This is a genomic window from Aestuariibaculum lutulentum, from assembly GCF_032926325.1.
Taxonomy (GTDB): Bacteria; Bacteroidota; Bacteroidia; order Flavobacteriales; family Flavobacteriaceae; genus Aestuariibaculum; species Aestuariibaculum lutulentum.
In genome coordinates this window covers 2,923,875-2,937,681 of sequence record NZ_CP136709.1, presented here as the reverse complement: position 1 = coordinate 2,937,681, position 13,807 = coordinate 2,923,875, and the positions used below count along the sequence as shown (strand labels likewise).

Annotated in this window: 15 protein-coding genes and 1 tRNA gene; 10 read left to right on the top strand and 6 right to left on the bottom strand. The window is 32.6% G+C overall.

The window, feature by feature from the left end; genetic code table 11:
• Positions 1-31 precede the first annotated feature (31 nt).
• The 3 genes from murA to R1X58_RS12560 all read right to left on the bottom strand — a co-directional run bounded on the left by murA (position 32) and on the right by R1X58_RS12560 (position 2,357).
• Positions 32-1,342, bottom strand: a complete 1,311-nt coding sequence (murA, locus tag R1X58_RS12570) for a UDP-N-acetylglucosamine 1-carboxyvinyltransferase (protein ID WP_240574615.1) — start codon at positions 1,340-1,342, stop codon at positions 32-34.
• Positions 1,343-1,348: 6 nt separating this feature from the next.
• Entirely contained in the window at positions 1,349-1,996 is a 648-nt protein-coding gene (locus R1X58_RS12565) for a DUF4290 domain-containing protein (protein WP_240574616.1), read from the bottom strand.
• Between the two features lie 67 nt (positions 1,997-2,063).
• Complete coding sequence (locus R1X58_RS12560; RefSeq protein ID WP_240574617.1) at positions 2,064-2,357, bottom strand: DUF493 family protein; 294 nt, start codon at positions 2,355-2,357, stop codon at positions 2,064-2,066.
• A gap of 146 nt (positions 2,358-2,503) precedes the next feature.
• On the opposite strand from R1X58_RS12560, the gene R1X58_RS12555 reads away from it, so the two are divergent.
• From R1X58_RS12555 to R1X58_RS12535, 5 genes are all read left to right on the top strand, one after another.
• On the top strand, positions 2,504-3,043 hold the full coding sequence (locus R1X58_RS12555) for an AAA family ATPase (RefSeq protein ID WP_240574618.1): 540 nt from the start codon (positions 2,504-2,506) through the stop codon (positions 3,041-3,043).
• Positions 3,044-4,951, top strand: a complete 1,908-nt coding sequence (locus tag R1X58_RS12550; protein ID WP_240574619.1) for a RecQ family ATP-dependent DNA helicase — start codon at positions 3,044-3,046, stop codon at positions 4,949-4,951.
• A gap of 46 nt (positions 4,952-4,997) precedes the next feature.
• A complete protein-coding gene (gene fmt / locus R1X58_RS12545) occupies positions 4,998-5,945 on the top strand; it encodes a methionyl-tRNA formyltransferase (protein WP_240574620.1) in 948 nt (315 codons plus the stop codon).
• Between the two features lie 189 nt (positions 5,946-6,134).
• Complete coding sequence (locus R1X58_RS12540) at positions 6,135-6,407, top strand: HU family DNA-binding protein (protein WP_188215699.1); 273 nt, start codon at positions 6,135-6,137, stop codon at positions 6,405-6,407.
• Positions 6,408-6,530: 123 nt separating this feature from the next.
• Complete coding sequence (locus R1X58_RS12535; protein ID WP_240574621.1) at positions 6,531-7,091, top strand: YqgE/AlgH family protein; 561 nt, start codon at positions 6,531-6,533, stop codon at positions 7,089-7,091.
• On the opposite strand, the gene R1X58_RS12530 is transcribed toward R1X58_RS12535, so the two are convergent.
• Both R1X58_RS12530 and R1X58_RS12525 read right to left on the bottom strand, forming a co-directional pair.
• On the bottom strand, positions 7,088-7,930 hold the full coding sequence (locus R1X58_RS12530; RefSeq protein WP_240574622.1) for an aminotransferase class IV: 843 nt from the start codon (positions 7,928-7,930) through the stop codon (positions 7,088-7,090). The two genes, R1X58_RS12535 and R1X58_RS12530, sit on opposite strands and share 4 nt — an antisense overlap.
• Before the next feature lie 69 nt (positions 7,931-7,999).
• Entirely contained in the window at positions 8,000-8,389 is a 390-nt protein-coding gene (locus R1X58_RS12525) for an START-like domain-containing protein (RefSeq protein WP_240574623.1), read from the bottom strand.
• A 133-nt stretch (positions 8,390-8,522) separates the two neighbouring features.
• Between R1X58_RS12525 and R1X58_RS12520 the strand changes: the two genes are divergently transcribed.
• The 4 genes from R1X58_RS12520 to R1X58_RS12505 all read left to right on the top strand — a co-directional run bounded on the left by R1X58_RS12520 (position 8,523) and on the right by R1X58_RS12505 (position 11,199).
• Positions 8,523-8,596, top strand: a tRNA-Met gene (locus R1X58_RS12520).
• 54 nt (positions 8,597-8,650) lie between these two features.
• On the top strand, positions 8,651-9,979 hold the full coding sequence (locus R1X58_RS12515; protein WP_240574624.1) for a tyrosine-type recombinase/integrase: 1,329 nt from the start codon (positions 8,651-8,653) through the stop codon (positions 9,977-9,979).
• On the top strand, positions 9,972-10,694 hold the full coding sequence (locus R1X58_RS12510; RefSeq protein ID WP_240574625.1) for a hypothetical protein: 723 nt from the start codon (positions 9,972-9,974) through the stop codon (positions 10,692-10,694). Before R1X58_RS12515 ends, R1X58_RS12510 begins: the two co-directional genes overlap by 8 nt.
• A gap of 52 nt (positions 10,695-10,746) precedes the next feature.
• The gene (locus R1X58_RS12505) at positions 10,747-11,199 is read left to right on the top strand and encodes a hypothetical protein (protein ID WP_240574626.1); all 453 of its coding nucleotides are present in this window, start codon (positions 10,747-10,749) and stop codon (positions 11,197-11,199) included.
• Positions 11,200-11,745: 546 nt separating this feature from the next.
• Here R1X58_RS12505 and R1X58_RS12500 read toward each other — a convergent pair.
• A complete protein-coding gene (locus tag R1X58_RS12500; protein ID WP_240574627.1) occupies positions 11,746-12,120 on the bottom strand; it encodes an RING finger protein in 375 nt (124 codons plus the stop codon).
• A gap of 89 nt (positions 12,121-12,209) precedes the next feature.
• Here R1X58_RS12500 and xerA point away from each other — a divergent pair, with 89 nt between their 5' ends.
• Positions 12,210-13,340: a site-specific tyrosine recombinase/integron integrase gene (xerA, locus tag R1X58_RS12495; RefSeq protein ID WP_240574628.1), complete on the top strand. Its 1,131-nt coding sequence runs from the start codon at positions 12,210-12,212 to the stop codon at positions 13,338-13,340.
• Positions 13,341-13,807 lie beyond the last annotated feature (467 nt).

Genomic DNA, 13,807 nt, shown 5'->3' with positions numbered 1-13,807 from the left:
CTCCTTTTTTAATGCTTTTATATTTTGAAAACTATTCTACACGTTCAATTTTAGCACCAATAGCTCTTAAACGCTCGTCTATATTTTCGTAACCTCTGTCAATTTGTTCAATATTCTGAATTGTTGAAGTTCCTTTAGCTGAAAGTGCAGCAATTAATAAAGAAATCCCCGCGCGAATATCAGGAGAAGTCATGGTCATCGCTTTTAAAGTCGATTTAAAATCATGGCCGATAACGGTAGCACGGTGCGGATCGCAAAGAATGATTTTAGCCCCCATATCGATTAATTTATCGACGAAGAATAAACGGCTTTCAAACATTTTTTGATGAATTAGAACGCTTCCTCTGGCTTGTGTCGCAACAACTAAAACAATACTTAATAAATCTGGTGTGAATCCAGGCCAGGGCGCATCAGAAATGGTTAAAATCGATCCGTCAATAAAACTTTGTATTTCGTAACCATTGGTATGTGCTGGTATATGAATGTCATCACCTTGTTTTTCAACGGTAATTCCTAACTTTCTAAAAACACTCGGAATGATTCCTAAATCGTTCCAAGATACATTTTTAATAGTAAGTTCACTTTTAGTCATGGCAGCTAAACCAATCCAGCTACCAATTTCAATCATATCAGGTAACATGGTGTGATCGGTTCCACCAAGGCTTTCAACACCGTCAATAATTAACATGTTAGAACCAACACCACTAATTTTGGCACCCATGCGGTTAAGCATCTTACATAATTGTTGTAAGTAAGGCTCACAGGCAGCGTTGTAAATAGTGGTTTGGCCTTCCGCTAAAACGGCAGCCATAACAATATTAGCAGTACCCGTTACCGAAGCTTCTTCAAGGAGCATGTACGTTCCTTTAAGTCTGTCGGCCTCAACACCGTAAAACTGTTCCTCTTTGCTGTAACGGAATTTAGCGCCTAAATTAATAAGTCCTTCGAAATGTGTATCTAAACGACGACGACCAATTTTATCACCACCTGGTTTCGGAATGTATCCTTTACCAAAACGTGCTAAAAGCGGTCCGACAATCATAATCGATCCTCGTAAACCACGGCCGTCAACTTTAAACGCATCAGATTCAAGGTATTCTAAATCAACTTCGTCGGCTTGAAAGGTGTACGAGCCTTTCCCTATTTTTTCAATTTTTACACCAAGGTTCCCTAATAGTTTTATAAGCTTGTTGACATCAACGATATCCGGAATGTTATTAATTGTAACAACTTCAGGGGTTAATAAAACAGCACATAAAATCTGTAAGGCTTCGTTTTTGGCTCCTTGAGGCTGGATGCTTCCCTTTAACTGGTGACCTCCTTCAATTTTAAATGTTCCCATAAATATTTAGAAGCGTTTTCTTTGACGGTTTGATGAATTTTTTTTGTGATGTCCACCTTTTTTGTTGGTAAACTTGGTCTTGTTGCGCATTAAGCTTGTGGCATCAGAAAGATCTTCTTCCGAATTTTTTAAATTTATTTTTCCTCCTGAAAGCTCATATAAGTGACCATAAATCACATCATCTTCAACGGTATCTTTATTCCAGTTTAAAAAACATTTTTTCATGTGATTGGCGATGGTGTAAGTCAGTGCTTCTTTTAGGTCACCACTTTCCCAAGTGTTAGCCACATCAATCATGGTTTTTATATTGTTTCCGTAAAAGCGGTATTTCGGGAAATTTTGCGGATATTTTAAAGGCTCCGGGCGACTTTCAAAAAGTTCTTTTGTAGGTTTTTCGTAAGGTGAATCGGCGTCTAATTCAAAATTAGACATCATAAATAACTGATCCCAAAGTTTATGCTGAAAGTCGGGAACATCACGTAAATGTGGTTGCATGTTTCCCATTACCGCAATAATAGCTTTAGCTACTTTGTTGCGTTCTTCCTTTGTTTCTCGAGTCTTGGCATAACTAATCATTTTTTGAATATGGCGACCATATTCCGGAATAATTAAGTACTCACGCTCGGTATTGTATTCTAAATTATCTATTGTCAAAATAAAATATGTGAAGTTAAAAATTTTAGCAGGTAGTAATTCTGCTAGTGCAAAATACAAAAAAAAACTAAAGACTAATAACTCCCTCTATTTTTTCTGCAACTTCTTTATACTTGGCAATTACCGCATCTGGATCGGACATGCATAGGTTAATGGAAACACTGGTATACTTACCATTTTTTGAAGCCGTTGTATTAATTACAGCCCCCATATTATCAAAAATATTTTCTAAATCTGAAATTTTACTGGCTTCTGTTAACACAATAAATTTATACAAATATTCCGACGGCCAGTTAGTGGTTTCTAATAATTGTTCTTTTAATTTTTTATAGAATTCTTCTGAATTTGAAGGTGTGCTCATAATCTTTTTTATATACTGCAAATATAAGCTTATATAAATTTATAGCCTTTTTTTAAGGAACAAAAGTAAAGCTTGGATAAACTCTGGCTTGCGCATTTTTTTTATAACAGTTAAATTCCGAATTTTACAGCTAAAATAGAACAGGTTTGAATTCTAAAAAAATTGTGATTACAGGTGGTCCCGGAACCGGAAAATCTTCATTAATAAATGAATTAGTAAAACGCGGGTATACTTGTCTTGAGGAAATATCCCGTCAGGTTATACTTGATGCTCAAAAAGAGGGAATCGATCAACTGTTTTTATCAAACCCGTTGTTATTTAGTGAGCTTCTTTTAAAAGGAAGGCAACAACAGTTTGAAGATGCAAACATTCATACCGCAGAAACTATTTTTTTCGACAGAGGTGTTCACGACGTAATTGCTTATATGGATTTTATTGGTGACACTTACCCACAACATTTTATTGATGCTTGTGAAAATTTGGTTTACGATTCGGTATTTATTTTAAAACCTTGGGAAGCCATTTACACTTCAGATAATGAGCGCTATGAAAGTTTTGAGCAAGCCCTTCAAATACACGACCATTTACTAAATACTTATAGCCGTTATAATTATAATCTAATTGATATCCCTTTTGATACAATTGAAAACCGTGCAGACTATATTTTAAAGGCACTACAAATGTAAATGGAACATCCCATAAACATACTAGAACGTTACTGGAATTATACATCTTTTAGACCGCAGCAAGAAGGTATTATTAATGCGGTTTTAGAAGGTGAAGATACCTTTGCTTTACTGCCAACCGGAGGCGGTAAATCGTTGTGCTTTCAAATTCCGGCATTAGTAAGAAAAGGTATTTGCATTGTGGTTTCCCCTTTGATTGCTTTAATGAAAGATCAGGTTAAGCAGTTAAACGACAAAGGCATTAAAGCAATGGCTGTAACCAGTGGAATAAGTTACACGCAATTGGATACCATGCTTGATAATTGTATCTACGGAAATTATAAATTTCTATATCTGTCGCCAGAACGCCTACAACAGGAGTTGGTTCAGGAGCGTATTCGCCAAATGCATGTGAATTTAATTGCTGTTGATGAAGCGCACTGTATTTCTCAATGGGGAAGCGATTTCAGACCTGCATACAAAAACATTGCTATTTTGCGTCAGTTGCATCCAACGGTTAATGTTATTGCTTTAACAGCATCAGCTAAACCAGAAGTGATTGACGATATTGTTAAGGAATTAGATTTCATAAGTCCTAAAATCTTTAAACAATCGTTTTTTAGAGATAATTTGGGCTATATGGTTTTTCATGAAGAAGATAAATACTACCGACTTCAAACCATTTTAAAAAAATATAAAGAGCCATCAATTATTTATGTGCGCAATCGAAAAATGACACTGGAAGTCAGTTCGTTTTTGGAGTCGAAGCAAATTTCTGCGACCTATTATCATGGCGGCTTACCAACCGACGATAAAGACAAACACATGAACTTATGGTTAAGCGACCAGAAACAGGTTATGGTGGCCACCAATGCTTTTGGTATGGGAATCGATAAACCCAATGTTAAAACAGTGGTTCATTTAAATTTACCAGAAAGTATTGAAAGTTACTTTCAGGAAGCTGGTCGGGCAGGTAGAAATGGTGAAAAGGCCTTTGCTGTTATTTTAAAAAACAAAAGCGACGAAGAACTGGTTAAAAATCAGTTTTTAAAAATATTACCAACTGTAGATTTTGTAAAACAAGTATACCGAAAGTTGTGCAATTATTTTCAGGTGTCTTATGGAGAAGGAGAATACATGACATTCGACTTCGATTACAATACCTTCTGTAAAACTTATAATTTTAACGCTATTTTAGCCTATAATGCCCTGTTGTTGTTAGATAGAAATAGTATAATTGCACTTTCAAAACAGTTTAAAAATAAGGTTTCTGCTCAGTTCATTATTTCGAGTCCGGCACTTTTTAAATATTTAGAAACACGGAAGAATTACGACATTATTGTAAAGTCTATTTTACGTATGTACGGAGGTATTTTTGATCATGATACAAAGATAAATCTAGGGAAGATAGCTGAAAAAGCTTCCGTTTCAGAAAAACAAATCACGGAAGTATTACTACAGCTTGAAGCCGATGAAGTTATTACGTTAAACTTAGCAAGAACCGATGCGCAGGTAACTTTTATTGAACCCCGTGAAGACGATAAAACTATTAATCGAGTGGCTTCGATTATAAAGCAACAAAACACACTAAAAGAAGATCAGGTTAATGCCATGCTTGATTATATTAATAACGATTCGGTTTGTAAAAGCATGCAGTTACTTTCCTATTTTGGAGAAAATGAGATTGAACCTTGTGGTATCTGTTCGGTTTGTATTACAAATAAAAAGAAGCCTCAAAAATCTGAAAATATCGGTTCGTTAAAAAATAAGGTTATCGAGCTTTTACAGGAAAATGAACAATCGTCACGTGAATTAATGTTACATTTAAACTGTAACGAAACCGATTTAAAAGACGTGCTCCTCTTATTATTAGAGCACCAAATTATAAATATTACAAAAACAAACACATATAGATTGAGTCATCTATAATAGCAACGATTCTATTTTTATGACTTAAAATAATAAATAGTATACAATGAAAGATTTAAGAATTGTATTTATGGGTACACCAGATTTTGCGGTAGATACCTTAAAAACTTTAGTTGAGAACAATTATAATGTAGTAGGCGTTATTACAGCACCAGATAAACCTGCTGGTCGTGGCAGAAAACTTCATGAAAGTGCGGTAAAACAATACGCAGTTTCACAAAACCTGAATGTATTACAACCAACGAACTTAAAAAGTGAAGATTTTTTAAATGAATTAAAAGCTTTAGAAGCCAATTTACAAATTGTGGTTGCTTTTAGAATGTTACCTAAAGTGGTTTGGCAAATGCCGGAATATGGTACTTTCAACTTGCACGCATCTTTACTTCCTAACTATCGTGGAGCTGCACCAATAAACTGGGCTATTATTAATGGTGAAACAACAACAGGAGTTTCTACCTTCTTTATTAATGAAGATATTGATACCGGAGATATGATTCTGCAGGAGTCTATAGCTATAGACCCTGAAGAAAATGTAGGGAGTCTTCATGATAAGTTAATGACTATTGGTAGTGCTTTGGTTTTAAAAACAGTAAAGCAAATTGAAAGTGATAGTGTAACAACTACTCCTCAAAAAGATACAGCTGATATTAAAACAGCTTACAAATTAAATCGAGATAACTGTAAAATTAACTGGGAAGCCCCAATAGACGATATTTATAATTTAATTCGCGGATTGAGTCCTTATCCAGGAGCCTGGTGTACTTTAGTTAATGGAGAAGAACATTTAGATGTGAAAATTTATGCTTCAAGTAAAGAACCAGCCGAACATGATTACACCATTGGATCTGTTATAGCTTCTAAAAAAGAGCTAAAAGTTGCTGTATTAAATGGTTACATTAATATAAAGGAAATTAAACTTCCGGGAAAACGCGCTATGGACATTAAATCGCTTTTAAACGGATACGAGTTTAATGTAAATGCAAAAATGCTGTAAAGCCCTATTATTACTGATATTTTTAAAACATCGACGAAAAGCACTTTCGTTATTAACAAAAGCCAGAAGTTATCAACAAAACTTGGCATTTCCCTTGCTATTACTTGCATTATTGAGATATCCGTATAAATTTGTAGTAGGATTTAACACAAACGTTTAACCAATTTATTAATAATTAAATTTTACATTATGAACAAAACAGATTTAATCGATGCGATGGCAGAACACGCTGGAATTACTAAAGCTGCAGCTAAAAAGGCTTTAGAATGTGCACTAATTGAGATTGAAGGAGCTTTACAAAAAGGTAACAGAGTTTCTTTAGTAGGATTCGGTTCTTGGTCAGTTTCGAAAAGAGCAGCTAGAGAAGGTAGAAACCCACAAACTGGAGATACTATTAAAATCAAAGCTAAAAACATTGTAAAGTTTAAAGCTGGTGCAGATTTATCAAACGCAGTAAACTAATAAGATTACAACATTAATATTGAAAAAGCCTTCAAATTTTGAAGGCTTTTTTTATATATGCTTTTAAAGTGTTGCTTTTTTAATAAATAAATGTTAGATTTAGATTACTAATTCATCGATAGTATGATTACAATCCAACCAAAAAAAGGAAGTCTGTTAATCGCTGAACCTGCTATAATTGGCGATGTTTCCTTCAATCGATCTATTGTGTTATTAGCAGAACACTCTCATGAAGGGTCTGTAGGTTTTATCTTAAATAAACCTTTAGACTACAATATCAACGACCTGGTGCCTGAAGTAGAAGCTAACTTTAGAGTCTACAATGGCGGACCTGTAGAACAGGATAACCTGTATTTTATTCATAGAATACCTGATTTAATACCAGATAGTGTTGAAATTTCACTTGGTATTTATTGGGGAGGTGATTTTTCCAAAGTAGCCGAATTAATTTCAACAAACAGCATTAAAGAAGATGAAATAAGATTCTTTTTAGGCTATTCTGGTTGGGCTGCCCAACAGTTAGACGATGAATTAAAATCGAATTCCTGGGTAGTTACCGAAAATATCTACAAAAATGAAATTATAGGTAAGGATTATGCATCGTTCTGGAAAGAGAAAATGCTGGAGTTCGGTGATGAATACAGCATTTGGTCTAACGCTCCAGAAAACCCCAACTACAATTAACTTAACCTAATTTTTACGTTTAATTTCTGTAGTATTGTTTTAGCTACTTCACTGTTAAATGACTTTTTACGGTATTTAGATACTGGTGTAATTCCAGAAATTACGTTAGTAATAAAAATTTCATCAGATTTCTGAAGTTCGAACGGAGAAATAGACTCTTCAATCAATTGATATCCTTCCAAAGTCTTTAGAACATCAATAATTTGTTTACGCATCACGCCTTTTAAACATCCGTCGGTTAGTGGTGGTGTTTTAATGATATTTCCTTTTACTAAAAACACATTACCATTAAGAGCTTCTACAACTTGTTTATTAGTGTTTAAAATTAAGCAGTTATTTAAATTATTTTCCTTGGCATAAATGCTTCCCACTACATGTAGGGCTTTATTGTTGGTTTTTAATGTAGAAAGTAAACTTGGAGAAACATAATAATCTTTAAACAAATCCACCTCGTAAGTTCCATCATTTAGCACATAAAAGTCATCTTCTAATGGTTTTACAGAAATATTAAATCCAACTGCATTTGTTTGAGGCAGGTATAATCCACCTTCATTTCTATGAACCGTTAATTTTACACGAGCTGAAGCTTCTGTTAAACTATTTGCCTTTAACGTGTTTTGAATTTGCTCTTCAAGAAATTCCATGGTAAAATTCATTGGAATTTCCATACGCATAATACGCATAGATGCCATTAATCTGAAATAATGATCTTCCCAAAACAGTAATTTTCCGTGTGAAGCTTTAATGGTTTCAAAAAGGGCATCGCCGTATGCGTAACCTCTATTTTGAATTGAAAGAATATTGGTTTCTGCTAAAATATTTCCGTTGTAATTTGTCATAAAAAAAAATGTCCTGTTCTCTTTTTGGAGAACAGGGCACAAATATAATTGAAATATATTATTTAGTAATTATGCAGAACCTAATACCTGCTTTAAACTAGAAATTTGATTATCCCAAAGCATCTTAGCTTCATCTACTTCATCTTCTTCAGCAAAATCGGTGATAATTAAAGAAACATCTTTTGTAATTTCATCAACCTGAATTTTAATTTCGAAATATGAAGTATTGTCTTCCTCATCATTTAACCATCTAAACTTTACGCGTTCGCCACTTTTTTTGCTTAGTAGCTTCGCTTTTTCTTCACTATCGTCCCAGATAAAGGTAAATAATTCGCCACGAGAATTAACATTATCGGAGAACCATTCAGACAAACCAGACGGGGTTGAGATGTATTGATATAATAATTGAGGAGAAGCGTGTATTGAGAATTCTATTTCAAATTTAATTTTATCGTCCATAAAGTACTATTAAAAAATTATTTAGCCCAATATATACATTAATTAAGACCTGTGACAATAAATTTTAATAATATTTTTTTTCATTTTGTGTTTGCGTGTATGAATAATGTTTCTATATTTGCACCCACAAAACGGCGAGGTAGCTCAGTTGGTTAGAGCGTCGGATTCATAACCCGGAGGTCGCGGGATCGTGCCCCGCTCTCGCTACAAAATGTAATCAATTCAAAACTAACGGTTTAACCTTTGTTAAACCGTTTTTTTATGTTTACATCTAAACAAATCCTTACATTTGCATACGAAAGTGAATACGAAACTGCATACGATTTGTCCCAAAAAAAGAATTTCACAGCTCCTAAAATTTACACTGCAAAAGGTGATTTAAGTAAACGTTGGTACGTTTATTTTTCATTTCGAAATCCAAAAACAGGAAAATTAAAACGTGTTACACCCTTCTATGGCGATGTCAATAAATACAAAACCAAAGAAGAACGCATGGAAGCCTTAACGATTTACAGAAAGACGTTAATAAAACTTCTAAAACTAGGTTATAACCCTTTTGAAGATAACACGGAATTATACAACAAATTAAATTCTAAACAGGAGACTTCAGAAACCAATACGAAAAGCACAAATAATACAAAGGCTGAAGAAAAGAAAACCGAATTGGTAGAAGCTACTGGTATGCCTATTAAAGAAGCTTTTGAATTTTCTCTAAATATAAAAAGACAATTATTAAGTAAAACAACTACCAGAGGGTACCAAAACCGTGTTGATTCATTTCTAAAATGGTTAGAAGAAAATGCACCTGGGATAAAAAGTGTTAATCAACTTAATAAAAAGGTTGTTTCTGCTTTTTTAAATGACACACTACAGCGAACCAGTGCACGCAACAGAAACAATTATCGAACCGATCTTAGTAGTCTAACGCAGGTTTTAGAGGATAACGATATTATTGAAGTAAACTTTATTAAGAAAATACCTGTTTTAAAATCGACCCCTGAAAGAAATAAAACCTATTCTATAGAAATTCAGGAAGCCATTTTTAAGCACTTACAGGTTAATGACCCGATACTATTATTGTATATTAAGTTTATATCTTATAATTTTTTAAGACCTATTGAAGTTTGTCGATTAAAAGTTAAGGATATTGATGTTGCCAATCGAACCATTCAATTTAAGGCTAAAAATAGTCCATTAAAAACTAAAATTATTCCCGAAATACTGTGGAATGATTTACCTGATTTATCAACTTTAGATAAAGAAGCGATGCTATTTACTCCAGATAAAATTGGATCTGAATGGGATACCGATATCAATAACAAAAGAAATTACTTTTCAAAACGCTTTAAAAGAGTAGTCAAAGACCATTTCAATTTAGGTGCAGATTATGGATTATATAGTTTTAGACATACCTATATTACTAAACTATACAGAGCGCTTGTAAAAGAATCATCGCCTTTCGAAGCTAGAAGTAAATTAATGCTCATAACAGGACATACCACGATGACTGCTCTCGAAAAGTATCTAAGAGATATTGACGCCGAATTACCAGAAGATTATTCAGAAATGCTAAAAACATCACATGAATAGAACCGAATTACATGAGACTTATCTGGAGCTGATAAAACATTTGTGGGTTGAATTTGTATTCTACATTCCAGATTCTCCATTATTTGTAGAAGCCCTTAAAAATATTGACTTGTTTGCGGATAAGCGTCATTTTAATACTGTTTTTGTACTCGATTATTACAAAGGTCCTATCCTTTTAAAAGAGGATCGTGATAATTCAAAAACCATACTAAAAAATGCAACTTTAGAACAGAATATATTTGAATTACTAAAGAAAAAGGGAGAGCTAGAAACTTATGAGTTTAACTATATTTCAGAAAAGTATTTAGAGCAAATAGAAGTCTTATCCTATATTGCAAATTGGTTGGCTGAAAACCTAAAAACTTTCATTAAATACGATAGTAATATTTCAGGGCTTTTTAAATTACAGCAAACCAACTACCAATCGCATCTTAATACGTTTATCCAACATTTTGGTTCAAAAAAGGGCATAAGAAAAGACCTTAATCCTGACCTTGAAAACTTACTTAAAGCCCATTACATCGATTTAAAAAATGCAATGTCTAAGGGACAAAACCTAGAGTTGAATAGTAGTTTACCAGAGGATAAATTAACTGATACAGTAACCACCCAAAATACCATAAATACACGCTCTAAAATCAAAAAACAACCACTTATTAGTCAGGAAGAAGCAGAAATCAGCATATTAAAAAGTGTTTTTAAAGTTGGTGTTTAAAATAGAAAAACTATATTTATCCGTAAATTAAACGTTTAATTTACGGATAAAAATGAAAAAAACTGAAATTTGCCTACATTGTGGTGATGATTACATCCCTAAAAGACGTGGTACTCAAAAATTTTGTAGTAACTCTTGTAGAAGCAGATATTGGTATGAAAAACAGCCGCAAAATAGTGTCGTAGAGAAAAATAATTTACCTAATATCTCTGAAGAAAACTTACCAACTACTGAAGTTAAACCTGAAATCCAACCTAAAAAAGAGACAATGAGTTTGTCAGGGGTTGGTAATGCGGCAGCTGGCACTGCTCTTGCTCATTTGGGCATGAATTTATTAACTCCGAACCAAAGTAAACCTGCAACAAAAAAAGATATTCAAGAGCTAAAAGAACTACTTACTACCAGATATTTCCCTATTCATAATTTACCATATGATAACTTGGGTAGAGCGCCTTATTTTGATATAGAAACAGGTAATGTGGAATATTTTTACATAAAAAATTAATGAGTCTAACTCATATAATCCTGCCACTGAATTAAAATATATTTTTCAAGTTTTTGCACTTTCTTTTCAAAAAATCAAATTCAGCACAAAATTTTTACAAATTTCTCCAAAATGGAATCCTAAATTTTCAAAATCACACCCAATTGTATCACACAATTAAATAACACCCCTTAATGGGTGCAACTACTCAAAACCCCATTAAACCTAAATAAAATGGTGTTTTTTGACTACAATTGTCATTAACACCACACTACTTTTATTTTTGTAATAATTTTTTATCACAAAAATATCACAAAAAAAATCACAAATATTTAAAGTCTAAATTTCCACAATTTAATGGTTGAAAATTTAGATTTATATGTATTAAAAAGACATATCGGTTTAGCGTATCATTACTAAAAAATAACTCCTAAAGAAGATTAAAATTAAATTTTTACTTTGGAGAATATACATCTACAAAAGTATAAGAAGGTGTTGAATATGGGCTTTCATCATTACTAACTTTTGTAATATCCTGAAATTGGACTTGCAACAAAAAACATACAATTAATTCATATAATCTTGCCACTGGATTAAAATATATTTTTCAATATTTTGCTCTTTCTTTTTCAAGAAACCATATTCATATACAAAGAAGTAAACATCTCCTTTTTGGTTCTTCCAATAGTGAGTGAAAAATTTAGAATTGAACCCTTGTTCTTTTAAAACATTAGCTCTTACAGTAGCTTTTCCTGCCTTATTAAAACTCTTCAAAATTTTACGGTTGAGTTTTAGTTGATTATCCACCTGATTATAAAATCTAGGAGCCTCTTCCAAAGATCGGCGGTAGTGATACGAGCTCTTACAGTGCAAATCACAAAACACTTTATCCGATCTTCCTGTTAATTCCTTTCCGCAAGATTTACATCCATTTCTTTTCATTTTTACAATTTAGTCGAATGTTACACGAATACTATTCGTATAAGATACTCTTTTTTAAAAGATTATAAGTAAATTCAACAAAAAAAGTCATGGCTTTAAACCTTCATATCACCTTAAAACACCTTTTAATAGATGATGTACCGCAAATTGGTCTTAAATTTTATGCCAACTCAACCGTAGAAATTCTAATTAAAGAATTAGAAGATGTGAAATGGAGTAAAGAGTTTACTATGTTCTATATTCGAAACACAAAAGCTAACCTTGATGCTATTTTTAAATTATTTAAAGGTGTTGCTTGGATTGACACCAAGTACTTTTTTGAAAAAACAAGAGCTAAAAACCTTGATGAAACCTTTGATTCCAGTTGGGTTTACAAGAGAAATAGACATGAAAATTATAAATTTTGTCCAGAAAGCTATCTGCAAAAATTAGAGCTCAAAAAATATGCAAATAATACCGTAAAAACCTATGTATCCTGCTTTGAAAGCTTTATAAATTACTATAACGATCAAGACATTAACACTCTGGATGAAAATGATATTAGAAATTATTTAGAATATTTAATAAAAACAGAGCGGTCTGATAGCTACATAAACCAAGCCGTTAACAGTATTAAATTTTATTATGAAACTGTATTAGGATTACCTAACAGGTTTTATAGTATTGAGCGCCCTAGAAAATCTAAAAAACTACCCGTTGTACTTTCAAAGCCTGAAGTTTTATCTATTATATCTAATGCCAATAACTTGAAACATAAATGCATTATATCCCTACTCTATTCTGCTGGACTTAGACGATCTGAACTCTTAAATTTAAAACTAACCGACATAGAAAGTAAACGAATGCTTATCAAGGTGCGAGATGCGAAAGGGAATAAAGACAGATACACTATTTTATCCGAAAAAGTACTAGAAGATTTAAGAGAATATTACAAACAATATAGACCAACAAATTATTTGTTCGAAGGACAAAACAAAGAACAATACAGTGCTAACAGTGTAGGTAAAGTGGTATCTAACACGGCTAAACAAGCTGGTATTAAAATACCTGTAACGGCTCACACCCTACGCCATAGTTTTGCTACACATCTTTTAGAAGCCGGAACAGATATTAGATATATTCAACTTTTACTAGGACATAACTCTACGAAAACCACTGAAATATATACTCACGTTGCACAAAACAGTTTTAGTTCTATAAAAAATCCGTTAGACTTGTAAGTATTTATGTATATTTGGGTGTATATATAATAAAAATAAACACACCAGTGTGTTTATACACACGTTACCTAGTATTTTGATTAACTCTATAAATTTTAAAATTTTAATCTTTGCTCCTTGTTTGATATTTGGAATATTTGGCAACCCTCTTTATCAAATTTTAAGTTATTTCATTACTACTAATCTCGGATTTTATCAGAAATTAGGAGCTAATGTTATTCAAATTGATAAAGCTATATACCTATTATTTTTAACAGTTTTCTTTATAATTCGTCTTTTAATTTACTTCTCAATATTTCGTTATTTGACTAAAATAAATTCCTTTGAAAAACCCCTAAAATTCCTATTGATTTTTACAAACTCACATTTGTTTCAGTTTATTGGATTAGCAACTTTGCTTATATGGACAATTGAATTAGAAGGTAATATCGTTGGTATTATAATAGCCCCCATTTGTTTTATTGCTG